This window comes from Faecalicatena faecalis (assembly GCF_012524165.2).
GTDB classification, from domain to species: Bacteria; Bacillota; Clostridia; order Lachnospirales; family Lachnospiraceae; genus Faecalicatena_A; species Faecalicatena_A faecalis.
In genome coordinates, this window is the sequence record NZ_JABACJ020000018.1 from 73,306 (window position 1) to 95,628 (window position 22,323).

Below are 22,323 nucleotides of genomic sequence, written 5' to 3' on the forward strand. Positions count from 1 at the left end.
TGTCATAAAATGACGGTCAGGATATCCTGCGTCCTGACCGTTTTTCCTTTCTGTAAATCTTATTTTTGTATCTCGTCTGTCAAGCCTAGTCCAATGCTTTTTTCTTCCAACGCCCTGCGCGGTAACAGAGAAATGTAATTCCTGCTCCCAGCACCCAGGAAATCAAAAGGGAGATAAAGATACATGCACTGTTTCCATTCGGATTTTTAGGCGATCTGGTCAGATATGCAAGCCCATATGCCAAAGGCACACGAATCACAACTGTGGTCACCATGGAAATCCACATCGGAGTCACCGTATCTCCGGCCCCTCTCATCACACCGGACAGACACTGGGTCACTTCCATTGCAATATAGCCGACCGCTAAGATCTTCATCATCGTAAAGCTTAGATCTACCAGCTCCGGGGTAGACGTAAAGATGGCCATCAGATATTTTCCAAAGAGCAAGATCAGTATCGTGATGACTGTGGAAGTCGCAACGGCAATTCCAGTTCCCTGCTTGGCTCCTTTGATCACCCGGTCCATTTTCCGTGCCCCCACATTCTGTCCTGCATAAGTCGTCATGGCTGTTCCAAAGGAAAATGCCGGCATCATGGCAAATCCATCCACACGCATGACGATGACATTGGCCGCAATGAACATTTCTCCAAAACTGTTGGTCAATGACTGGACCACGATCATGGACAAGGAAAAGATGGCCTGCGTCACACCTGACGGGAGACCTAACCGTATCAGGTCCCACATATACTTCTTTTCAGGAACCAGATATTTTTTCCTCATATCAAAAACATCTTTCATCCGGCACAGCTTTAAGAAAGACAGTACTGCAGATACCATCTGCGCAATGACAGTCGCCAGCGCGACTCCGGCAACACCAAGACCGAATTTTGCTACAAAAATATAATCCAGCACAATATTAATGACGGTCGCCACCAACAGATACAAAAGTGCCGACACGGAATCCCCGTGTCCTCTCAAGATTCCTCCCAAAATATTATAAAAGGCACATCCAATGATTCCCATGAACAAAATCATCAGATAAGAATTACACCATCCGATGATCGTATCCGGAGTATTCAAAAGCCGCAGAAGCGGCATAGTCACAAAAGGCGTGATTGCCATGACCAGGATAGTCGTGATAATAGTCAGAGTAATACAACAGCCAATTGTCTTGGACAGCTCCTCTCTCTGTTTTGCACCGAAATATTGGGAAACCATGATTCCCACCCCGACGGATATCCCGACAAACAGTACGAGCAAAAGATTCAGAATCGGTCCCGCACTGCCGACCGCCGCCAGTGCATTATCCCCGACGAACCGTCCCACAATGATACTGTCCACCGTATTATATAATTGCTGGGCAATATTGCCGATCAGCATCGGAATCGTAAATGCCACAATTCGTTTTCCCGGACTTCCTTCTGTCATATCTACCGGGGCAAATAATTTTTTCATCCCTGTTAACATGTATAACCCTCTCTTTTTCCCTTATCTATCTGTATGCACTGTGTACTATTTTACCCCATAAACAGGCGAATTGTCTACTGTGTAAATGTCTGAATTTGTGGTTTTCGCTTTGTCATTCGTCTTTGCCACCATAAAAAATGCGGCCCCGATTATGGGACCGCACCTTGTGTTATCACTCTTGCATTCGAAGTAAATCGCAGCATCTTTTCAGACTATTCTTCTGTCATTCCCCGATAGATCATCTCCAGATCTTTGATCGTCCGCTCCATTCCAAGCCTGCTCACATTAAGGATAATATCATGGGATGTAACATCTCCCCAGTCCTTTCCTGTGTAAGTCTCGTAATAGTAACGCCGTTCCCGGTCCACCTTTTTGATCTTATCAGCCGCCTTCTTCTCTGTCAGATCATAAATCCCTGCAATCCTCTTAATTCTGTCTTCCTTATCCGCACAGATATAAACATTCAGGCATTCTGCATGATCCTTTAATGCATAATCTGCGCATCTTCCGATAAATACAGCAGGCCCCTTTTTCGCCAGTTCCCGGATGATTGCTGACTGTGTATAGAACATCTTGTCGTTGATCGGCTCCATGTACTCCACATTGCCGACATAAGGTACTACCGTTGCCGGAGTATAAGTGTAGGAAGACAGGAATCTGCTCAGAGTTGTCTCATCAACTTCTTCTGCCGTTTCTTCACTGATATCCAGCTTCTTCGCTGCCATCTCAACCAGGTTTTTGTCATATAACGGCAGTCCCAGGCTTTTTGCAAGTCTTGAACCTACTTCACGTCCACCGCTGCCGAACTGACGGCCAATCGTTATCATTACATTCTTTGACATAACTAACAACTCCTTCCTTCTATCCTTCACCACGCCTCTTTGTACACCTTTATTATACGTTTTTTGTCAGACTTTAACAAGCTTATTTGCAAATTTACAGATATTTTATTTATGAATTCAATGCCTGAATCAACTGCTCTAACATCTCCTTCTTCACTCCCGGTACAAAGCTCAAAATCTGACGCAATGGCATTCCTTCCATCATTGCCGCCATCATCTCATTACTGATTGCCCCGCTTCCATCCTGGGCCTCGGCTGACATTTCCTGGGCCGGGCCGCCTCCGGTAATCGATCCCATAGCCTGTTCCATGATTGCCTTTCCCTTTGGATCTGCCAGAATCTCACCCATTGTAGAATTAATGCTGTATACCTTCGGAATCACAGTCTCAGACTCCACCTGAACAAGCTTAGTCAGGACGATCTCCTGTGCAGATTTTCCGATCTGAATCTCATATGCACCACTCTCCACATGCCAGTCATGAATTTCCACGCTCCAGTAGGCAAAGGCACGCTTATCCAGTGTAAATGTGACTGTCTTTGTTTCTCCCGGATTTAATTCCACCTTATCAAAGCCGCGCAGTTCTCTGACTGGACGCTTCATCGCGCTTTCCTTTGCAGATACGTAAAGCTGTACTACTTCCTTTCCGGCACACGTCCCTGTATTGGTCACATCAACAGAGACCTTTAATGCTGTGCTCTCTTTAATCTCCTTCTGGTCCAGAACCAGATTGCTGTACTCGAATGTCGTATAGGACAGACCATATCCGAATGGGAATAGGACCTTCATATCCTTGGAAGCGTAATAACGGTATCCCACAAAAACACCTTCTGAGTATACAGATTTGTCATGCTCTCCGCCGTAAGTCAGATAACACGGTGTGTCTTCCAAACGCAGTGGAAAAGTCTCTGCAAGTCTTCCACTCGGATTTACATTTCCATAGAGAACATTGACTACGGCACCGCCCACAGCCTGTCCGCCGAGGTAAGCCTCCACGACCGCTTTGACCTGGCCGATCCACGGCATTTCTACCGGAGAACCGTTATGAAGGACTACTACTGTATTCGGCTGAACCTCTGCCACAGCCTCGATCAGACGGTTCTGACATCCTGGCAATCCCATGTGCTTCCGGTCATATCCCTCGGATTCGAAGCTGTCCGGCAGTCCGGCGAAAATAACGGCTGTATCCGCATTTTTTGCTGCCTCAACAGCCTCCTTGAACAGAGCCTCATCTGTCTCATCCTTAGTATCATCAAATCCCTTTGCGTAGGATACATTCTCTGTTTTCCATGCACGGACTGCATCCAGAGCGGATTCTACCTTAAAGCTATTGATATGGGAACTTCCTCCTCCCTGATATCTTGGTGCCTCGGCATATTTTCCAATGAAGGCCGCCTTCGCCTCTTTCTTTAATGGAAGGATGGAACCTTCATTTTTCAGGAGTACAATACATTCCTCTTCGATTTTTCTTGCGGTCTCGTGATCCTTCTCAAGATCAAACACTGCCTCTTTGTCACGGTTCTCTTCGAATCTGTATACAATATTCAGTATTCGCTCACAGGCCTGATCCAATATATCCTCATCAAGTGTTCCATCCTGAACAGCGGCCACGATCTCGGCATCTGTGATTCCAGAGGATGCCGGCATCTCAAGCTCACATCCCGCCTTCAGTGCGGCCACACGGTCATTCATTGCGCCCCAGTCCGTCATCACATATCCATCAAATCCCCATTCATCCCGAAGGATATCTGTGAGCATTTCCTTATTTTCACAGAGATAGGTTCCATTCAATTTGTTATAGGAATTCATGATAGTCCATGGCTTTTCTTTCTTCACCATTCCCTCAAAGGAAGCGAGGTAGATCTCGCGCATGGTTCTCTCATCCATCTCGGAGGAGCTGGTCATGCGGTGATATTCCTGGTTATTTGCCATAAAATGCTTCGGACTTGTGCCTACATGTTTGCTCTGCACACCATGCACAAGTGCCCCTGCAATCTCTGTAGATAAGAAAGGATCTTCAGAATAGTACTCGAAGTTCCTTCCACACAAAGGAGAACGCTTGATATTCATGGCTGGTCCTAATACGGTGCTGACACCTTCTGCCTGACATTCTTCCCCGATAGCTTCTCCCAACAATTCTACTGCTTCTCTGCTAAAACTGGACGCGGTGGCACAGCCTGCCGGGAAACACACTGCCCTGATACTGTCATTGACTCCCAAATGATCCGCCGCCTCATTCTGCTTGCGAAGCCCGTGAGGTCCGTCGCTCACCATTACTGCCGGGATTCCAAGACGCTCTACTGCTTTTGTATGCCAGAAATCTGCGCCGGAACATAATCCTGCTTTTTCTTCTAAAGTCATCTGTGCAATCAATTCTTTTAATTTCTGCTTTTCCATCTAATTAACTCCTTTTCTACTATTTGGGCCGCCCTTACCGGGATGCTTTTTCATACAGGCATGAACCGCATGACCTTTTGCCCCTGATATCTTATAAATTATCATATGCGTCATTCATAGTATTGTAATTTTAATCATATTATTGTAAAATTAATCATTCAGAGTTCATGCCTGATTATGGCATGGAAAACATTACATAAGGAGGCCTTCCAATGATCGAAAACCTGCAGGAATTTTGCCGTCTGTTCTACACATCTACCTTTATCCCGGTAAATGTTTGCCGTACCCCCGGTACCGTACTGTATTCCTATCCCGAATATCAGAACAGTATCCTCAATATCACCTCTACACTGCCATATATGCTTACGTTTCATAAAAATCCAGATTATTACCTTATGGAGTCCTTCTGCTATTTTGGCCAGATCAGCATCGAAGGCAGTGATGAATTTCTGATCATCGGCCCCGTCTTTAGTGTTCCGGTCACAGAGTCTTCAATCCGCATGTTCATGAAGGAATGCGGTATTTCCATGGAATTTAAAGACGGCATCACAAGCTTTCTGAACAATACACCACGGATTTCGTTCAATCAGTTTACCCAGACACTGGCTTTCCTCCACCTCTCTCTAAACAATCAGACTGTGGATCTTGCCCGTCATTTTCATCTGGATGATACGCCGTCATTGGAAGAGATTTCCACGATTCACTCCAGCCAGATTCATGATGCAAAGGAGGAACAGCTTTTCCACAATACCTATTCCTTTGAGCAGCAGTATCTGGAATGTGTAAAAAATGGGGAAACGATTCGTCTGAAAAAGCTGATGGATTCTGTAGAGCACCGATTGATTATGGGAAAAATAGGCGATACGCTTCTGCGCAACGTAAAAAATCTGATGATAGCCTGCACGACGCTCACCACACGGGCCGCCATAGCGGGCGGCATGGATATCGAACAGGCCTATCAGCTCAGTGACGTATATATTAACGAAGGGGAAAAGATGCAGAGTGTAAAGGCACTTGCGACTCTGCAGCGCACCATGATCTTTGACTTTACAGAACGGGTCGCAAAAAACAAGCTTCCCCACGGAATGTCCAAGGAAATCTCCGACTGCATCCAGTTCATTTCCCAACATACAAATGAACTGATCCGGGTGGATGACGTGGCCGCCTTTGCCGGAAAAAGCAAGACCTACATCAGCCAGAAGTTCAAGAAAGAGCTGGGCTTCGATATCAGCAGCTTTATCATGCGGTGTAAGCTGGAAGAAGCAAAAAGCCTGCTTACATACTCTGATCAATCACTGAGTGAGATCAGCAGTTACCTCTGCTTCTCCAGCCAGGCTTATTTTCAAAATGTATTTAAGAAAAAATATGGCCTGACACCGATGCAGTATCGGAATCAGACCATCAAATAATACCATGTTACAGATACCGGATGTTCTGCTGAAGAATTCCCATTGCACGCATCTTGATTCCCCCTTAGCTTCTTCCTAACATTCTTCCTGTATTCCCCTCTGCCTTTCCGACTCATTCTTTTCCGGGCTTTTCGGCCCTTTCAAAGGATGTCCCGGTAAAAATGTAACCGTAATTGCCAGCTTTTGTTCCTCCCTAATCTCCGCCTTCACAGTGCCACCCATGCGCAGACATAATTCTTTGACAATGGCAAGCCCAAGCCCTGAGGAACCTTTCTTTCGTGTCTGGTCCGCCTTATAAAAGCGTTCGAAGATCTGCTCCACATCAATCGCTTTTGCATTCTCTATGGGATTCATAAAAGTAAGTGTTGTTCCCTTTTGGACAATACAAAGTCCCCCTGCGCCATGCAGGAGGGCGTTGTTAATCAGATTGCGGAAAATACGGGACAAAGCCTCCGGTGCCGCTGACACGCAGAGTGCTTCATCTTCGAACCGGATATCCGGCTCTATGCCCTTCTCTTCAAATACATGATATAGTCCAATCATACACTCACTCAGAACAGGAAATACCGCCGTATCCCGGCATTCCAGTGAAAACTCCTCACTGGTAAGTTTGGTGTACAGAAACAGTTCTTCCAGCATATCCTTTAATTCTGCGATCCGTTTTTCAATGATATTTTCATATCGAAGCTGCTTGGCGGAATCTGTACAGTCCTTAAGCATCTGCAGATAACCAGACGCACTCGTAAGGGGGGTTCGGATGTCATGTGCGATATCGGAAATAGACTGCTTCAACTGGTTCTGAGAACGGATATATCTTTGATCTCTTGCGTGGGAACCGGAAAAAATATAATTCAGCTTCTGATAGAGCTGCACAAAAGCAGGGTTCCTCGTATTCGTCGTCAGTTCCATCTGGGAGCCTGCCTCCAATTGTTCCAGTTGGCTCTTAAGATGGTGGACTTCCCTGATATAAAGGATAAGCAGCGACGATAATATAATTACAATCAAAATCAATATCACAATGAGAACAAACATCCACACGTTCCTCCTAAACCATCTTCCCGATGATACAGGCAGCTTCGCGACCTGCTCCACTGCCTGCTTATCAAATCAGGTTTCTCCGCAGCCTGTCTAGGTCAAATGTCCCTGCGCGTCAGTACAATTTTGCTGATCACCGTATAGATGACCAGAAATACAAGCCCGGTAATGCACGCCTGAAGACTATAGTTTCCTTCAAATGAACTGGGCAGTGATGCGAGATTGACATACAGGCTGTACTTTGTCAGCCACTGCAGGCCAAACAGACCAAGCAGGGCATTCAGAATCATCACGATCAATCCGCCGTTCAAACAGATCGCCCCTGCGATTCCAGCCGCCTTACTGCGTGTCACAATACAGATCAGCATGGTCAGCGCAGATAAGCCATTTGTCACCATCCAGGCTGAAAACAGGTAAAACAGGATATCCGCTGTCGATGACCAGGCAAAAACACCGCCGCTGATCAGATTTAATGGCAGAAGTGTGATAAAAGATCCCACCAGATACAGCAAATTAATCAGTATCAGACTACACATTTTGCTGAGAATATAATCCCACTTATTCTCATGGGCCGCCATGATATTCTTAATGAATCCACAGTCAAAATCTGTGCAGATGAACAGTGATGCAAGAATTCCAGTACTCACAGAGAAAAGTCCGCCTCCGATGGTTCCCTGACGGTACACTTCCAGGATGGAAGCCGTAGACAAGGCCTCTTTAATCTGGTCCGAGCCGGCGCTCAGCTCTGCCCCATACTGCATGATCAAATCTCTTAGAGTCGGGTTCGTAAGCAAAAGCAATATTCCAAATGTCATGAAGTTGCACAGTATCAGGGCGCCAAAGCAGATGTAAAAGCTCTTGCTGTGGACAATACGGTACAGATCCATACGCAGAAGATTAAGCATGGTGTGCACCCCCTTCCATCAGATCCAGGAAATATTCCTCCAGATCCATCCGGTGCAGGCTGTTGGAATGAACCGCAATCCCGTTCTGCACGAGTAGTGCAGTCAGAGGCGCCGACTCCTGAAAGTCGAAAACATGGAGCTGGTTTCTACCAAACACCTCATAAACCGCTTCCGGGTAATGCTCCGAAATCAGGGCTGCTGTCCTGTCGGCATCGTCTACCTTGAGATCCAGATAATCTCTGCACTGCTCCTCCAGCTTCTGTCTGGAAATCTGACGGATCAGTTCACCTTCCTTGATGATTCCATAGCGGGTGGCGAGCTTGCTCAGTTCTCCTAAGATATGGGAACTAATAATAATTGTCTTTCCTACCTCCGCATTCAACCGAATCAGACATTCCCGGACTTCCCGAATCCCCTCCGGGTCCAGGCCGTTGATGGGCTCGTCGAGAATTAAAAGGTCCGGATTCCCCAGTAGTGCCATGGCGATTCCCAGCCTCTGCTTCATTCCCATGGAAAACTGTCTCACCTTCTTCTTCCCGGTCCCGGATAAGTTCATCAGATCCAGAATCGTATCCACACTGCGCAGATCCGTAAGCCCCAGACACTTGGCATTCAAGACCATGTTGTCTCTGGCGGTCATATGAGGATACAACCCGGCCTCCTCGATCAGCATCCCTACCCTGCGGCGTGCAGTCTGGTCCTTCACAGATGAACCATAGAGCGAGATTTCTCCCTCCGTCGGATGTACCAGTCCACAGCACATCTTTAATGTGGTAGACTTGCCGGAACCGTTCCGGCCGATAAATCCATAGATGTCACCGGACTTCACCTCCATATTGAGGTGGCTCACGGCGGCTTTTGTGCCGTATATCTTCGTTAAATTATTTGTTCTGACTGCATATTCTGTATTCATGGCAGCTCCTTTCTTTGCCTTATAGCGTACTTATGATTCTCATCCCTGTACGCTCATCCTTTGCTGTTATCTACAGTGTAACCGCGCAGGATTCAAAAATCGCAAAGAAAAGGTTAAGAAAGTTTAAAGCCCATCCCCCATACCGTCTGTATATAGGCATCCGTTCCGCTTGCCTTTAGCTTGGAGCGAATGTTGCTGATGTGCACATTGATCGTCTTATCTTCGATATAGACCTCATCCCCCCAGGCATATTCGTAGATGACCTGCTTGGTAAAGACCTTCCTGGGGTGCTTACAGAGCAGTTCCAGAATCTTGAATTCATGCTTCGTAAAATCGATGTTCTTCCCCGATACCCTCATCTCCTGTGTCTCCGGGTCCAGTGACCACTCCTTATAATGAATGACACTATCGGAGTCAAAGGTCTGCGTGCTGCGAAGCTGGACCTGGATACGCACGAGAAGCTCCCGCAGGTCAAAGGGCTTACAGATATAGTCGTTCGCCCCAGAAGATAAAAGCTCCACCTTGCTGTCCAGTTCATTCTTCGCGGACAGCACAATGACAGGGCCTTTTCCCGCGAAGGTATGAATCAGCTCCTCCCCGGTCTGCCCCGGAAGCATCAGGTCCAGAAGGATCAGGTCAAAGTGCTCCATCTGGAAGCGCAGGGCACCCTCCGTTCCTGAAAATGCCTGGGTGCAGGCGTAGTTGTTCTCCTGTAGATATTCAAAGATCATATTGTTGATATTTGGGTCGTCTTCAATGATTAGTATGGACTGCATGGGGGGCTCCTCTTCATTTCTCATTTTCCAGCATGTAACTTTAATATGATTATGATACCATGAACTAAGGGATAGAAGCAATGCAGAAATATTGCACTGGTTATTCTATGGTCAACATGCTATAATCTTTTGAAGAAGTATCAGATTTATTTTCCGAAAGAACGTATATGTTATGGGTAAAAATATTCAGGAGTATATTCACCATCATGGAGAGAACCTTTGGGACTTTGACATTCTTTTCAATTTGGACTACGAAAATGTAAATCACATCCATCCTTTAAAACAAAAGGATGTTGCGGCACTTATAACAGCTGTAAAAGAAGATCCTCATGTTATCGGAATTATAGTTTTTGGAAGTGCCATACACTTTAACTGTCATTCCGCAAGTGATCTGGATGTATTAATTATCAAAGATGATACCAGGTTGGGAATTGATGCCTGTTTGGATCAAATAGAAAGTGATTTAGATATTATTTTTAATACCAAATTGGGTGAACGCCTGAAAAACGAGATAGCAAAGACTGGTGTTATTGTATATAGGAGGGACAACGATGTGTGATATTCGGTATTTTAAATCAGCATATCATTGTTATGATGTTGCAATGCATCTCATGCAATACTATAACAATGATGAAATGTATCTAAATGATGTAGCTTATAATCTGCAGCAGTGCATTGAAAAAACATTGAAGGCCTTTCTGGAATGTAAGGGTGTTACTGTTCCCCAGACACATAATATATTTAAGTTAATTACGATGTCACGGAATCATGGTTCCGTAGTTGTTATCACAGACTGGATTGAACAAAATCAGTATGAAATTGCCGCCTGGGAATCCGACAAAAGATATAATTTTGATATTCGCCTTGAGGCAGACCGAATCCAGACCGGGCTACAGGAAGTGAAAAGATTCCTGGATCTGAATCATATGAGTTATGAGCTGAACCCTGAATTAGATGAGATCGCCAAAGATAAATTAAGTAAAAAGCTTCCTAAGAATCTGATAATACATGATAATTTCGAATGGAACTGCTATTATAATATTTTCAAAAACAGATCATGGCATTTGCATTCAAAGCACTGCTTCGCTGCTAATAAAGCCGACAGGAATTTTCACACTTCCGGCCGGCTTTTTGGTTTTACAGCGGCAGATCCCTCTTACTGAACCTGACGATTCCAATCCCCATGAGCGTAAGCCCGACCGCATACAGGATCACACAGGTCATCCACGCTTCCCCGTCTCCTGCTGCCAGTCCATCCACATGGAACAGGGTCAGAGGCGTCGCATATTTCAGATTCTCGAATTTATCCCCCACCTGTGAGATCATCTGCACAAGAACGGAATATACTACAACTGCCGTACTGATTCCAGAAGAAGTCCTGGATTCATTGCAGAAACAGGATGCACAGAAACAAGCCCCTCCAAAGAAGACCAGCAGTCCTAAAAGCCCCACATTCACTCTCAGGAAAGCCGCCGTCTCCATCTCTCCCGGAAACAGAACTTCACTGACCAACAGGACCAGAGCGGTAATATACACCACCATGACCACCAGAGCCGTCAGCATAAAGACACCCTGTGTAAGCATGATATTCCAGCGTTTCTTAGGTACTGCCAGCAGATATGCCATGGACCCGTTGTCCACATACTTTGCCGCCAGCCGGTTGCAAAGGATGATAATGAATACTCCCGGAAATGCCACATAAAGCATCCCATATAAATATCCTGACACAAACTCCAACAGGGTGGTCCCCACATCCAGCATTCCAAACGCCGCAAACAGATCCGGCATACTCTCTGCCATCATTTTCAGGCTGTCCCCCAGCTTCGGATCGAACATCATCGTGATCATCGTGCCATACATACTGAGCACCGCAAGGAAAATCACAAGCAGCAGCCAGTTGGATTTGATTTCTTTCTTAAATAAAGTCGCACTCATTACTTATCAGCCCCCTCTCCGTAAAAATGCATGAAGAATTCTTCCAGACTCTGCGTACGCACATCCAGGTCTGTGATCGTGTACTCTCCCGCCTTCTTGATAAAAGAGTCCAGATTTCTTCCTACTCTGGCAGTTACAGTCCTGCTTCCGTCCTGATAAACTGCCTTCGGAAATTCTGCCGCAAATGCCTTGGCCATCCCTGTATCTTGAAAGGTAATCTCGATATTCTTTTGCCTTCCCTCTTTCAGCTTCTCGATTTCTTCCACAGCCACCAGTTTCCCTTCACGGATAATGGCGGCGCGGTCACAGGTACGCTCGATTTCCTCAAACATATGGGAAGACATCAGAATCGTCTTTCCTGCCTTCTTCTCCTCAAGAACCAGCTCCACGAACCGGCTCTGCATCAGCGGATCAAGCCCGGAAGTCGGCTCATCCAGAATCAGGATCTCTGCGGAAGGATCCATAAATGCACACACGATGCCGATCTTCTGCTTCATGCCCTTGGACATCTTTTTCAGCTTCCCCATGGCATCCAGTTCGAAGCGTTCCATCAGTTCCTGTGCCCGGCCCATCCCCTTCATATTCTTCATTTTCGCCACAAAACGGATGAATTCCATTCCGTTCATGGAATCAATAAATGCAATCTCTCCCGGCAGATAGCCCAATGACCTCTGGATCACATCCGCCTCTTTAAAACAGTCCCTCCCCAGAATCGTAAGTGTCCCATGATCCGGCTTGATAAATCCCATCAGCTGCCGTATGGTCGTCGTCTTGCCCGCTCCGTTGGGTCCTAAGAATCCCAGTACCTCTCCTTTATGTACGGAAAAGCTGACATCAAAAACGCCCCGTCCCTGTCCGTAATCTTTCGTAATATGGCTGATCTCAATCACGCTCATCCTGATACTCCTCCTTATACACCAGTTTCCTCATCATTCCTGTCCACATACAAAATTCTGACCTTAGCTCTGCCAGGCTGACCTGGCTGCCCGTCATCTGCACATCATGCATGTATCCGTCCGCCATCCACCGCAGCATCTTATAGACATGGTATGGGTCTACCCCATCCTTAAACTTATAAGTATCAATTCCGCTGAAATACATCTGATAAAGCTGGTCCTCCTGCATGAGGTTCACCACTTTCAGCTGCTCCGATACCTCCTCCTTCTCCGAATAAAAAGCCCGCATCGCAAAATCCATGATATATGGATTCTTCTTCAGGATTTTCATTTTCATAGAGGCAGAATAGTTCAAAAGTTCGAAAAAATCTGTAATGTCCCCAAACTTAGAATCAATCACCTGCTCTTTCATCACCTCGATCAGGTAATCATACAGGAACAGATACAGTTCCTTCTTATTATGGAAATAATAGAACAGAAGCCCTTTGGATATGCCTGCCTTTGCCGCAATCAGATCCGTGGAAGCCCGCTTATACTCATTCTTTGCAAACACCTCCATGGCGGCATTCAAAATCGAACGCTGCTTCTCCTCCGGAAGTGAATAAAACTTTTCGTTCATGATGTCCTCCCCTCAAATACTGTGGAGCTATATGCCAGACTGGGCTGCCCCCGACTGGACTGACTCGCTTTGACCTGATCGGTTTGACCCTTCCAGTCAACCCTTAGTATCAGAATACACGATTGACTATAATTTGCAACCCCCCATCATGCTGTAATTTTATATTTTTAAAATATTACAACAAAATGACAGAGCTGTTACGAAAATCTCTGGACCCATAATTTCCATAACTGCTCTGTCATTACAGCTTTTATTCTTTACCTCAATCTATACTTGCCACTGTCTAGTTCTTTCACAAGGTTAAAATACATACTTGCGAAGTCGTTCCATTGCCTCTTTCACCAATTCGTGAGGCAATGCAAGGTTTACGCGGATGGCATATTCTCCATGGAACGGTCTGCCGTCCTGCCAGATCACACCGACCTCGATTCCGGCCTTTAACAATTCATCCAGCGTCTTTTCGTGCTCCTTTAACCACTCTTCGCAGTCCAGAAACAGCATATAGGTTCCCTGCGGCTTTGCCAGCTTCACGCCTTTGAAGTTGGATGTGATGTAATCATAGGCATAGTCCACATTGCTGCTCAACACTTCCCGCAGCTCATCCACCCACACCATTCCTTCCTCACAATAAGCACCTGTCAGTGCATGCATGGACAAAACATTGCAGGAATTATAATGGGAAGCCGCGGATGCTCTTTCTACGCGGTCACGTAAATAAGAATTATAAATCACATGGTAGGAACCAATCAGTCCGGCAAGGTTAAATGTCTTGGACGGTGCATATACGCTGACAATCCGGTTCTTCGCGTCCTCAGATACCATCTGTGTCGGGATATGTGTATAACCCGGCATTGTAATGTCGGCCCAGATCTCATCTGAAATCACAACGCAGTCGTACTTCTTGTACAGCTCCATCGCCTTTTCCAGTTCTTCCCTCTCCCAGACTCTTCCCGTCGGGTTATGTGGAGAACAGATCACTGCACAGTGGATCTTATGTTCCTTTAACTTCTTTTCCATGTCTTCATAATCCATGCGCCAGACTCCGCTTTCATCCATCTTTAAATCACTTAAGACAATGTTTCTTCCGGTATTCTCGATGGTCTTCGTAAATCCGATATAGGTCGGGGAGTGAAGCAGGATATCCTCGCCAGGCGCAGTAAATGCCTGAATCGTGGAGGAGACGCAGCCCAGGACTCCATTCTCATACCCAATCGCATCCCGTGTCAATCCCGTCACCCCGAACCGTTCCTTCTGCCAGTTAATGATACTGTCAAAATAAGCATCTGACATACTGAAATACCCAAAATGATGATGCTTTAACCGTTCCTGTACCGACATAAGAATCGTCGGAAGAGTTGGAAAATTCATGTCAGCGACCCACATCGGGAGTCTGGAAAAGCCCTCCTTTACTTCTACATCTGCCACTGGTATTACATCTAATGCAAGAGCATCATGTCCTGCCCTGTCCATAATCGTTGTAAAATCGTATTTCATACTATCTTTTCCTTTCCTTGGTATCTGTAACTACACAAAGAGTATACCACAGCCTATATCTTCTGGATATACCACTGTCCTGAATAAAGCATAAGAGGTGCCCAAGTTATCTTATGCACCCCTTATGCTTCGGTTATTTATTATATACCTTATCAGACATGAATAGTCCCAATTAGGTATTATAAATTCTCTATTTATTACTTAATTCTCTGAATGCCGTGATACCGGACTTTGTACTAGATTTCTCTTGTGTATTCTTTCAGCCACTCGCGTTCTTCTTCTGTCAGATGCGGTCCAATCACATCATAGACCTGTTTGTGGTAGGCGTTCAGATAATCTCTCTCCCGCTTTGTTAAAAGCTCAGGATTGATTCCGTCCAGATCGATCGGAGACATGGTAATATTTTCAAATACCATGAACTGTCCATTCTCATTCTTTTCCGCTTTCTTCACAAGAAGCTGATTCTCTGTACGGATTCCATGGGAACCTTCGATATAGATTCCCGGCTCATCTGTAATGATCATGCCTTCTTCAAATGGATGTGTCTCATGCTTTTCTGGTACGATATACCAGCGGAAGCCAGTCGGTCCTTCATGTACACTCAGGATATAACCTACACCATGTCCTGTACCGCATTTGAAGTCCAGTCCCAAATCCCATACGGGCTGTCTTGCCAGGATATCCAGGTTGTATCCGCGGCAGCCATAGAGGAATTTTGCTAAAGACAGATCGATCATGGAGCGTAAAACGGTTGTATAGTGTGTCTTTAACTCGTCACTGAGTTCGCCTAATACATAGGTCCTCGTGATATCTGTAGTTCCTTCATAATAGTGTCCGCCGGAATCTACCAGCAGCATTCCTTCTGGTTTCAGTTCATAGTCTGATTCTGGTGTTGCTGCATAATGCATCATTGCAGCATGCTCTTTGTAACCTGCGATGGTCTCAAAGCTCAGGTCAATAAAGCCTTCCTGTTCTCTTCTTAAACGTTCCAGCTCATCTGCTGCCGTGATTTCTGTAATCTTCATCTTGCCCACATTGGTCTTCAGCCAGTACATGAACTTCGTGCAGGCAATTCCATCTTTAATATAAGCATTCCTTGTGTTGGCGATCTCTACGTCATTCTTCATTGCCTTCATCAGGACTGCCGGATTCTCTGCCTCTACCTTGGCAACACCTGCCGGGATGCTCTTGTAAAGCATGTAGTTCATTCTTTCCGGGTCGATCATGATCACCTGATCATTAGACAGGCTCTTCACATAGTCGTAAACGTCATTATATGGCCGAATCTCTACCTCTGTACTTCCAAAGGACTGTTTGATCTCATCATTCAGTTTTCTCTCATCCATGAACAGATATACTTTATCCAGTGTGACTGCTGCATATCCTAAGATAACTGGAGTATAGACCACATCATTTCCACGGATATTGAACAACCAGGCAACCTCATCCAGAGTTGCAATCACATGGACGCAAGCTTTATTCTCACGCATTACTTTACGAATTCTTTCCAGTTTTTCCTCGAAAGATTCTCCTGCATATTTCACATCCAAAAGGAACGCCTTTTCTTCAGACATTGCCGGGCGGTCTTCCCAGATCAGATCAATCAGATCTTCGGTGTCATGCATCTTGATCTGCTTCTCTGCAAATGCTTCCTCCAGGGCCTTTCCTTCCACGACTGGGATGACACGTCCGTCAAATCCAACCGTACCGCCCTCAGGTACTACATCTGCAAGATATTCTTCTACTGTAGGATAGCCTTCCTCATTCATCTTGAACAGACGAATCGGACTTCCCTTTAACTGTGCCTCTGCCTGGATAAAATATCTTCCGTCTGTCCACAGTCCGCCGTCATTCTGTGTGATGACTACAGTTCCTGCGGAGCCTGTAAAACCTGAAATATATCTTCTTGCCTTAAAATACTCTCCTACATATTCACTCTGATGAAAGTCGGCAGATGGAATCATATATGCATCGATTCCCTTTTCAGCCATAACTTTTCTCAGTGCTTCCACACGCTCTGTAACGTTCATGTCCATGTCCTTCTTTCTTATTATTTATTTCCGTAAACTAATTCACCGCTCATATAAACATCTACCAGATTATTCACAGCTTTGATGTCCTCAGCTACATTGCCCTTCACAACAACCATATCTGCTTCAAGTCCTGGTTTTAACTGTCCCATGATATCTTCCATTCCAAGGACCTTAGCCGGGTTAGAAGTTGCCGTCTCAATTGCCTGGATCGGTGTAATTCCATATTCGACCATCAATTCCATCTCACGGTTGATCGGAAGCGGCGGTGCCTCGTACAGAACCATATCACTTCCTGTGCAGACAGTCACGCCTGTGTCATAGAACTTCTTAAAGTTATCTTTATAAGCGTTGTAAGCCGGCTCAAAGAATGCCATATCCTTGATTGCCTTAGCTGCGATTCTGTCACCTTCGTTAAATCCTGCTTCGATCTTTTCTTTGCAGAATTCATAAAGTACTGTGTAAGCTGTCATCGTAGGAACCCATGCCTGTCCATTGGCTGCCATCTGTTTTACCTGCTCATATGTAAGGAAAGTACCATGCTCGATTGTATCAAAACCAGCGTCGATCGACATCTGCAGTGCCGGCTGAAGTCCTGCATGAACTGCACACTTCCTGCCTACACGGTGTGACTCATCTACTGCTGCATTCAGTTCTTCCTGTGTGAACTCTGGAATACTTGTACGGTTGCTTGTCAGAATCTTCACCCAGTCTGCGCCATCGCGGATCTGCTTCCTGATTTCCTTACGAATCTCCCATTCACCGTCTACCTCTTCGATTCCATCATCGTGTCCATGTCCGCCAGTCATGCACATACCTGCATCAGAATGGATGATTCTCGGTACCTTACAGTATCCCTTCTCACCAGCCAGACGAAGCTGCTTTAACAGATTATGCGGTGAAGAAAGGTCACGCACAGTGGTGATACCAAGGCTTAACGCGATCTTAGCCTGCTCCTGTGCATAATAAGCAATCATAAAATCATCAAAATTATACTGGTCCGGCTGGCTGTAATAATATCCGAAATGTACATGCATATCGCACAGTCCTGGAAGAAGTGTCACATCTCCGTAATCCTTCACTTCTTCATTCGGATACTTCTGCACCATATCTGCCTTCGCACCCACATCCTGAATCTTGCCTGCCTCATTCACAACAACTGCTGCATCTGTCAAATGTGTCTTACCGTCTCCTGTCAATAAATGTTTTCCACAATAAATCATGCCTTATACCTTCCTTTCCCGGACAACACTGCTTTTTGACATTCCCCATGCCACAAGACCATATACACCCAAATAACGGCCTCTCATTGTCCATATTTTAACAATACCACATTTTATACAATATTTCAATCATAGTTAGGGTCTTAGTCTATACTTTTTTACTACAATCCCGGAGTCACCTGTCACTATAATTAGTACATTTCTCTAAAAAAGCCGTGACAAAGGAGTCTATTTCCTCTGCCACAGCTTTTTAAAACATTTTATAGCAATTTTTCCTATTCTTCTTCCTCTTCGTTCACTACCTGTATGCTCCCTGGAGCCTTCATAGTGCGCACATTGACCCCATTTACCTCTATATGATCGTCCACTGCGATCACAAGGCACTGTCTTCCGTCGATCATGCGAGTCTCAACGAGGTCCATCCGCTCTGGGTTGACCTTGATCACAACATCCGGTGTCTCAATATTGAACTTCCGTGTTTCCGTGATGTTCGCTGCCAAAAGGGATGCTTTTTCCCCTGCGGTCTCCTCGAAGGTTTGCTCAAAAGTCTCCATTTTCTCGGAAGGCACGCCGCTTTTCTCAAAAATCTTCTTTACATCGGTCTTATCCAGTGCCAGAGGCTCCGGCTCCTCCTTATGCTCTTCGATCAGTTCATTGAGCGTCTCGTGAATATTGCGGACAGTCACATAATCACCGTCTTCTCCCAATGTATCTTCAATCAACATCTGGAAGGTCTCCTTTTGTGTATCCGCGGACATCGGCATTCTGGCCCCTAACACATGATCGATCAGTTCCTCCTGAAGATCTTCTGATTTCTTTGTATAATAAAGTACTCCATGAATATCCATATTCCGGTCCGTAAACGCAGGGAAAATGAAGCCTTTATCTGGCATATCTACGATCCAATCGCGGATACGGTCCTGAATCCGGTTGTCCTCTGCATTATAGCACAGACCTGGCTTGGAAAGGCTGACCGGACAGATGCTGCACAGCAGATATTCGTACACATTATCCGAGGCATCGAACATCTCGATATCATCGGAGGATTTCCCAGGGATATCATACATCGCGTGGATAAGGACAACATAATAATTTTCTTCATATATGTAACTTTCAATGACTTTATCGTAAAACTCTTCCAGCAGGATATCATCCTCCAGCTTACTGTTCCTTAGTTTCATTAAAAATTCCTGTGTTCCTCCCGGCATCTCTGCATCCAGCGGAAATTCCATATTCAGCATGTTGCGCCCCATGGTCCCGGAGAGGGTCTTTTTGAAAATATCAAAGTATTTAAATGCCTCTTCCTCCGGCAGAGAAAGGAATGCCTCCTTGGATTCCATTTTCTTGTTCTTCTCATGGTCCACATAGCACCCGCAGATTCGGGTGATGGCACAGTTGGCCGGTGTAAATTGTTTTCTGATCTCCAGTACTTCTTTCTTATTCATTTATCTTCCCTCTTTCATGGTATATTTTTCATCTTTTCTGACTGTCATATTTCTATTTAGGCTTTTTTATTTTACACCGAAATCACTTTTCAGAAAAGCATTGATTTCTTCTAAAATCTATGTTAGTATAACCTTCGCAATCCAAAATGAATGCTCATCCCTGCCGCCGGGTAGGGAATACATAAGCATCCGCCCCCTATACCGGTAGGCCTTTGAAGGTATAGGGAAGCGGATGCTTTTCTTGATATTTTGCAAATATATGCTTTATAGAGCCTGTTTTGCAAGGAATTTCCTTGTAATGAAAATCATAACAACCAGGAGGAATATTTTACATGAATCAGACAAACTCTATTTTTCGCACCTTTCTCAAATATGTCTCTGCGAATATATTCGGGATGATCGGGCTGTCCTGCTACATCCTTGCAGATACTTTTTTCATTGCCAGAGGAGTCGGCGCCGACGGCCTGACTGCATTGAACCTTGCGATTCCCGTCTACAGCTTCTTGAATGGGCTGGGACTGATGGTAGGAATCGGTGGTGCCACACGTTTTTCTATTGCAGGTGGAAGCGGGGATAAGGCCGCGAGAAGAACCATCTTTACCCAGGCATTTTGTTTCATGCTGTGCCTGGCGTCCGTCTTTTTTATCGCCGGACTCTTCTTCCCATACAGGCTTGCCGCTCTTTTGGGTGCGGATGCCTCGATTCTCCCGCTGACCGGTGTTTACCTGCGCATCCTGATGCTGTTTACACCGATGTTCATGATGAACAACCTGCTCATTGCCTTTGTCCGCAATGACGGAAGGCCGCAGCTTTCTATGACGGCCATGCTGCTGGGGAGCCTTTCCAATATTATCCTGGATTATATCCTGATCTTCCCGTTCCAGCTCGGCATGGCAGGTGCGGCACTCGCTACAGGAATCGCCCCGGTAATCAGTATCCTGATTCTTTCCCGGCATTTTATCAAAAAGGAGAACCAGTTCCATTTCTGCCGTACGAAGGTACATTTTAAGAGTATTCGGGATATCTGTTCCCTCGGAGTTTCTTCTCTGATCGTGGAAGTCTCCTCTGGAATCGTTATGATCATCTTTAACATGCTGATTCTAAAGGACAGCGGCAACTTAGGCGTTGCAGCCTATGGGATACTCGCCAATATCGCCTTGGTGCTGATTTCCATATTCACAGGAATCTCCCAGGGAATCCAGCCTGTATTGAGCAAGTGCTTTGGAAAAAGGGAAGATACAAATATAAAGAAGGTGCTGCGGTATGCCCTGACGGCCTCGGTGATATTCGCTCTGATTTCCTATGGATGTACGTATCTCTTTTCCGACCCGATCGTAGAACTCTTTAACAAGGAGCACGATACCGCCCTCCATGCGATTGCAGTGGAGGGGATGCACCTTTATTTTACTGCATTCCTGTTTGTGGGAATCAACATTATCACTGCTGCCTATTTCAGCTCCATTGCAAAACCGGGAAATGCATTCCTGATTTCCTGCCTCAGAGGATTTTTACTGGTGATTCCGCTGGCCTTTCTTCTGTCAGCTCTTTTCGGGCTGACCGGAATCTGGCTGACCGTACCGGTGGCAGAAGCTTTGGTGACCGTCACTGCGGTATTCCTCCTGATGCGTTCCAGACATTAGAGGAACTTTACCAGCAGCCGGCGGTATTCTGATTGAATTCCATAATAATTTTGGAGGATGGGAGCACAACTATCGGCCACTTTGTCGATGATTTCGTCAAAATGTTCCTTCATAACGGACACGATTTGAGGATTCAGCTTCCCTTCCTCTGCCATCTTTTCAATAATCTTAACGGTCCTTTCTTTGGAAAATGCAGACTTATAGCTGCGGGTGCCGATCAACGCACTGACAATATCGGATACCGCCACAATTTCCTCATCCAATGTCATATCCTTTCCTGTCAAGCCTTTGGGATAGCCGCTTCCATCTATTTTTTCGTGGTGGCGCAAAGCGATCCTTGTGACATCCTCTGCAGCAGCTCCATTCAAAATCTTTTCGGTAATATCCACATGCGTCCTCATGATGTTCATGGCCTGGGCGCTTAGTTTTCCCGGATATTCCAATATCTCCACGGGAATCCCTATTTTGCCTAAATCATGCAGCATAGCTCCGTAGCGGATATATTCAATCCGATCTTCCGGGACTCCCATATATCTTGCACAATACTCACTGATATTGGTTGTAGTGATTGTATGGGTCACTGTATGCTGGCTTCGGAAATCAATGGCATAGGTCATCATTTTCAAATATTTCACGCGTTCTTCCTTGGTCAGCCTTACCGTTGGAAACACCTCATGAAAATCAATGTTTTCCTCTTTGAGCCTGTCAAAGACCGCATACTGTTTCTGAGCATCGAAAAAACACTGTAGGATTTCTTCTGAAAACTGTCCCTTCGGTCTCTTCCGCAGATATTCCTCTGCGGCCTCCCACATCTGTTTTGAACTCATCTCGGATCTGGCACTTCTGCTGAAGATTTCCAGCCGGTCTGCCAAATTGATCATCTGCGCTGTCTTTTTGATTTCCTCTCTTGTATTGGGAATCTTTTCATATGGCACATGGTGGTAGAGAACCCCTTCTGCCCACTCATCCAAAGGGGATAGATACCGCAGGAATAAATATCCATAGATGGAATGTTCCCAGACATCATGCGTTTCAAATTGTACCAGGCGGTCGATTTCTTCCGTCTTATATGCTCCAATGTCATGCAGCACAGACAAGATACAGATATCCTGTCTTTCCTTCTCTGTGAATCCTCCATCTACTTTAAGCATTCCTGACACCAAGAGTGCTACACGTATGCCGTGTTCAACGAGCCTTGTATCTACTTCATTCAAGGTACGCTGGATCACACCGACAATATCCTCACTTTTTATTACAACACGTTCATTCATACTGACTCCTTCCGGCTTCATGCAAAA

19 protein-coding genes are annotated in these 22,323 nt (G+C 45.6%); 4 read left to right on the plus strand and 15 right to left on the minus strand.

What is annotated here, in order from left to right; genetic code table 11:
* Window positions 1–85: 85 nt before the first annotated feature.
* The 3 genes from HGO97_RS16735 to HGO97_RS16745 all read right to left on the minus strand — a co-directional run bounded on the left by HGO97_RS16735 (window position 86) and on the right by HGO97_RS16745 (window position 4,705).
* Entirely contained in the window at window positions 86–1,456 is a 1,371-nt protein-coding gene (locus HGO97_RS16735; protein WP_246597519.1) for an MATE family efflux transporter, read from the minus strand.
* A 224-nt stretch (window positions 1,457–1,680) separates the two neighbouring features.
* Window positions 1,681–2,310, minus strand: coding sequence for a cytidylate kinase-like family protein (locus HGO97_RS16740; protein ID WP_216243966.1), 630 nt, complete (start codon window positions 2,308–2,310; stop codon window positions 1,681–1,683).
* Window positions 2,311–2,419: 109 nt separating this feature from the next.
* Entirely contained in the window at window positions 2,420–4,705 is a 2,286-nt protein-coding gene (locus HGO97_RS16745; protein ID WP_216243968.1) for a glycoside hydrolase family 3 C-terminal domain-containing protein, read from the minus strand.
* A 212-nt stretch (window positions 4,706–4,917) separates the two neighbouring features.
* On the opposite strand from HGO97_RS16745, the gene HGO97_RS16750 reads away from it, so the two are divergent.
* The gene (locus HGO97_RS16750; protein ID WP_216243971.1) at window positions 4,918–6,114 is read left to right on the plus strand and encodes a helix-turn-helix domain-containing protein; all 1,197 of its coding nucleotides are present in this window, start codon (window positions 4,918–4,920) and stop codon (window positions 6,112–6,114) included.
* 75 nt (window positions 6,115–6,189) lie between these two features.
* Here HGO97_RS16750 and HGO97_RS16755 read toward each other — a convergent pair whose 3' ends face one another.
* The 4 genes from HGO97_RS16755 to HGO97_RS16770 form a co-directional block, all read right to left on the minus strand.
* Window positions 6,190–7,146, minus strand: a complete 957-nt coding sequence (locus HGO97_RS16755) for a sensor histidine kinase (protein ID WP_216243973.1) — start codon at window positions 7,144–7,146, stop codon at window positions 6,190–6,192.
* A gap of 101 nt (window positions 7,147–7,247) precedes the next feature.
* Window positions 7,248–8,054 (minus strand): ABC transporter permease, encoded by an 807-nt coding sequence (locus tag HGO97_RS16760; protein WP_216243975.1) that lies wholly within the window; start codon window positions 8,052–8,054, stop codon window positions 7,248–7,250.
* Window positions 8,047–8,967, minus strand: a complete 921-nt coding sequence (locus HGO97_RS16765; protein ID WP_216243977.1) for an ABC transporter ATP-binding protein — start codon at window positions 8,965–8,967, stop codon at window positions 8,047–8,049. The genes HGO97_RS16760 and HGO97_RS16765 overlap by 8 nt, the downstream gene beginning before the upstream one ends.
* Window positions 8,968–9,080: 113 nt before the next feature.
* Window positions 9,081–9,743: a response regulator transcription factor gene (locus HGO97_RS16770; protein WP_216243979.1), complete on the minus strand. Its 663-nt coding sequence runs from the start codon at window positions 9,741–9,743 to the stop codon at window positions 9,081–9,083.
* Window positions 9,744–9,915: 172 nt separating this feature from the next.
* Between HGO97_RS16770 and HGO97_RS16775 the strand changes: the two genes are divergently transcribed.
* Both HGO97_RS16775 and HGO97_RS16780 read left to right on the plus strand, forming a co-directional pair.
* Entirely contained in the window at window positions 9,916–10,302 is a 387-nt protein-coding gene (locus HGO97_RS16775; RefSeq protein ID WP_216243981.1) for a nucleotidyltransferase domain-containing protein, read from the plus strand.
* Window positions 10,295–10,906: a HEPN domain-containing protein gene (locus HGO97_RS16780; protein ID WP_216243983.1), complete on the plus strand. Its 612-nt coding sequence runs from the start codon at window positions 10,295–10,297 to the stop codon at window positions 10,904–10,906. Before HGO97_RS16775 ends, HGO97_RS16780 begins: the two co-directional genes overlap by 8 nt.
* On the opposite strand, the gene HGO97_RS16785 is transcribed toward HGO97_RS16780, so the two are convergent.
* The 7 genes from HGO97_RS16785 to HGO97_RS16815 all read right to left on the minus strand — a co-directional run bounded on the left by HGO97_RS16785 (window position 10,881) and on the right by HGO97_RS16815 (window position 19,385).
* Window positions 10,881–11,678: an ABC transporter permease subunit gene (locus HGO97_RS16785; RefSeq protein ID WP_216243985.1), complete on the minus strand. Its 798-nt coding sequence runs from the start codon at window positions 11,676–11,678 to the stop codon at window positions 10,881–10,883. The genes HGO97_RS16780 and HGO97_RS16785 overlap by 26 nt on opposite strands.
* Window positions 11,678–12,574: an ABC transporter ATP-binding protein gene (locus HGO97_RS16790; RefSeq protein ID WP_216243987.1), complete on the minus strand. Its 897-nt coding sequence runs from the start codon at window positions 12,572–12,574 to the stop codon at window positions 11,678–11,680. Before HGO97_RS16790 ends, HGO97_RS16785 begins: the two co-directional genes overlap by 1 nt.
* Window positions 12,561–13,193, minus strand: coding sequence for a TetR/AcrR family transcriptional regulator (locus tag HGO97_RS16795; RefSeq protein WP_216243989.1), 633 nt, complete (start codon window positions 13,191–13,193; stop codon window positions 12,561–12,563). The genes HGO97_RS16790 and HGO97_RS16795 overlap by 14 nt, the downstream gene beginning before the upstream one ends.
* 300 nt (window positions 13,194–13,493) lie before the next feature.
* A complete protein-coding gene (locus HGO97_RS16800; protein ID WP_216243991.1) occupies window positions 13,494–14,687 on the minus strand; it encodes a MalY/PatB family protein in 1,194 nt (397 codons plus the stop codon).
* 236 nt (window positions 14,688–14,923) lie between these two features.
* Window positions 14,924–16,717, minus strand: a complete 1,794-nt coding sequence (locus tag HGO97_RS16805; protein ID WP_216243993.1) for an aminopeptidase P family protein — start codon at window positions 16,715–16,717, stop codon at window positions 14,924–14,926.
* A 20-nt stretch (window positions 16,718–16,737) separates the two neighbouring features.
* Entirely contained in the window at window positions 16,738–17,940 is a 1,203-nt protein-coding gene (locus tag HGO97_RS16810; protein WP_216243995.1) for an amidohydrolase family protein, read from the minus strand.
* Window positions 17,941–18,215: 275 nt separating this feature from the next.
* On the minus strand, window positions 18,216–19,385 hold the full coding sequence (locus HGO97_RS16815; RefSeq protein WP_216243996.1) for a DUF4317 domain-containing protein: 1,170 nt from the start codon (window positions 19,383–19,385) through the stop codon (window positions 18,216–18,218).
* A gap of 332 nt (window positions 19,386–19,717) precedes the next feature.
* Between HGO97_RS16815 and HGO97_RS16820 the strand changes: the two genes are divergently transcribed.
* Entirely contained in the window at window positions 19,718–21,025 is a 1,308-nt protein-coding gene (locus HGO97_RS16820; RefSeq protein WP_216243998.1) for an MATE family efflux transporter, read from the plus strand.
* Here the strand turns inward: HGO97_RS16820 and HGO97_RS16825 are convergent.
* A complete protein-coding gene (locus tag HGO97_RS16825; RefSeq protein WP_216244000.1) occupies window positions 21,022–22,317 on the minus strand; it encodes an HD-GYP domain-containing protein in 1,296 nt (431 codons plus the stop codon). The genes HGO97_RS16820 and HGO97_RS16825 overlap by 4 nt on opposite strands.
* Window positions 22,318–22,323 lie beyond the last annotated feature (6 nt).

Coding starts and splice junctions, on each gene's coding strand:
- HGO97_RS16735 (WP_246597519.1), bottom strand. CDS start 1,456: ATGAAAAAATTATTTGCCCCGGTAGATATGACAGAAGGAAGTCCGGGA.
- HGO97_RS16740 (WP_216243966.1), bottom strand. CDS start 2,310: ATGTCAAAGAATGTAATGATAACGATTGGCCGTCAGTTCGGCAGCGGT.
- HGO97_RS16745 (WP_216243968.1), bottom strand. CDS start 4,705: ATGGAAAAGCAGAAATTAAAAGAATTGATTGCACAGATGACTTTAGAA.
- HGO97_RS16750 (WP_216243971.1), top strand. CDS start 4,918: ATGATCGAAAACCTGCAGGAATTTTGCCGTCTGTTCTACACATCTACC.
- HGO97_RS16755 (WP_216243973.1), bottom strand. CDS start 7,146: ATGTTTGTTCTCATTGTGATATTGATTTTGATTGTAATTATATTATCG.
- HGO97_RS16760 (WP_216243975.1), bottom strand. CDS start 8,054: ATGCTTAATCTTCTGCGTATGGATCTGTACCGTATTGTCCACAGCAAG.
- HGO97_RS16765 (WP_216243977.1), bottom strand. CDS start 8,967: ATGAATACAGAATATGCAGTCAGAACAAATAATTTAACGAAGATATAC.
- HGO97_RS16770 (WP_216243979.1), bottom strand. CDS start 9,743: ATGCAGTCCATACTAATCATTGAAGACGACCCAAATATCAACAATATG.
- HGO97_RS16775 (WP_216243981.1), top strand. CDS start 9,916: ATGGGTAAAAATATTCAGGAGTATATTCACCATCATGGAGAGAACCTT.
- HGO97_RS16780 (WP_216243983.1), top strand. CDS start 10,295: ATGTGTGATATTCGGTATTTTAAATCAGCATATCATTGTTATGATGTT.
- HGO97_RS16785 (WP_216243985.1), bottom strand. CDS start 11,678: ATGAGTGCGACTTTATTTAAGAAAGAAATCAAATCCAACTGGCTGCTG.
- HGO97_RS16790 (WP_216243987.1), bottom strand. CDS start 12,574: ATGAGCGTGATTGAGATCAGCCATATTACGAAAGATTACGGACAGGGA.
- HGO97_RS16795 (WP_216243989.1), bottom strand. CDS start 13,193: ATGAACGAAAAGTTTTATTCACTTCCGGAGGAGAAGCAGCGTTCGATT.
- HGO97_RS16800 (WP_216243991.1), bottom strand. CDS start 14,687: ATGAAATACGATTTTACAACGATTATGGACAGGGCAGGACATGATGCT.
- HGO97_RS16805 (WP_216243993.1), bottom strand. CDS start 16,717: ATGAACGTTACAGAGCGTGTGGAAGCACTGAGAAAAGTTATGGCTGAA.
- HGO97_RS16810 (WP_216243995.1), bottom strand. CDS start 17,940: ATGATTTATTGTGGAAAACATTTATTGACAGGAGACGGTAAGACACAT.
- HGO97_RS16815 (WP_216243996.1), bottom strand. CDS start 19,385: ATGAATAAGAAAGAAGTACTGGAGATCAGAAAACAATTTACACCGGCC.
- HGO97_RS16820 (WP_216243998.1), top strand. CDS start 19,718: ATGAATCAGACAAACTCTATTTTTCGCACCTTTCTCAAATATGTCTCT.
- HGO97_RS16825 (WP_216244000.1), bottom strand. CDS start 22,317: ATGAAGCCGGAAGGAGTCAGTATGAATGAACGTGTTGTAATAAAAAGT.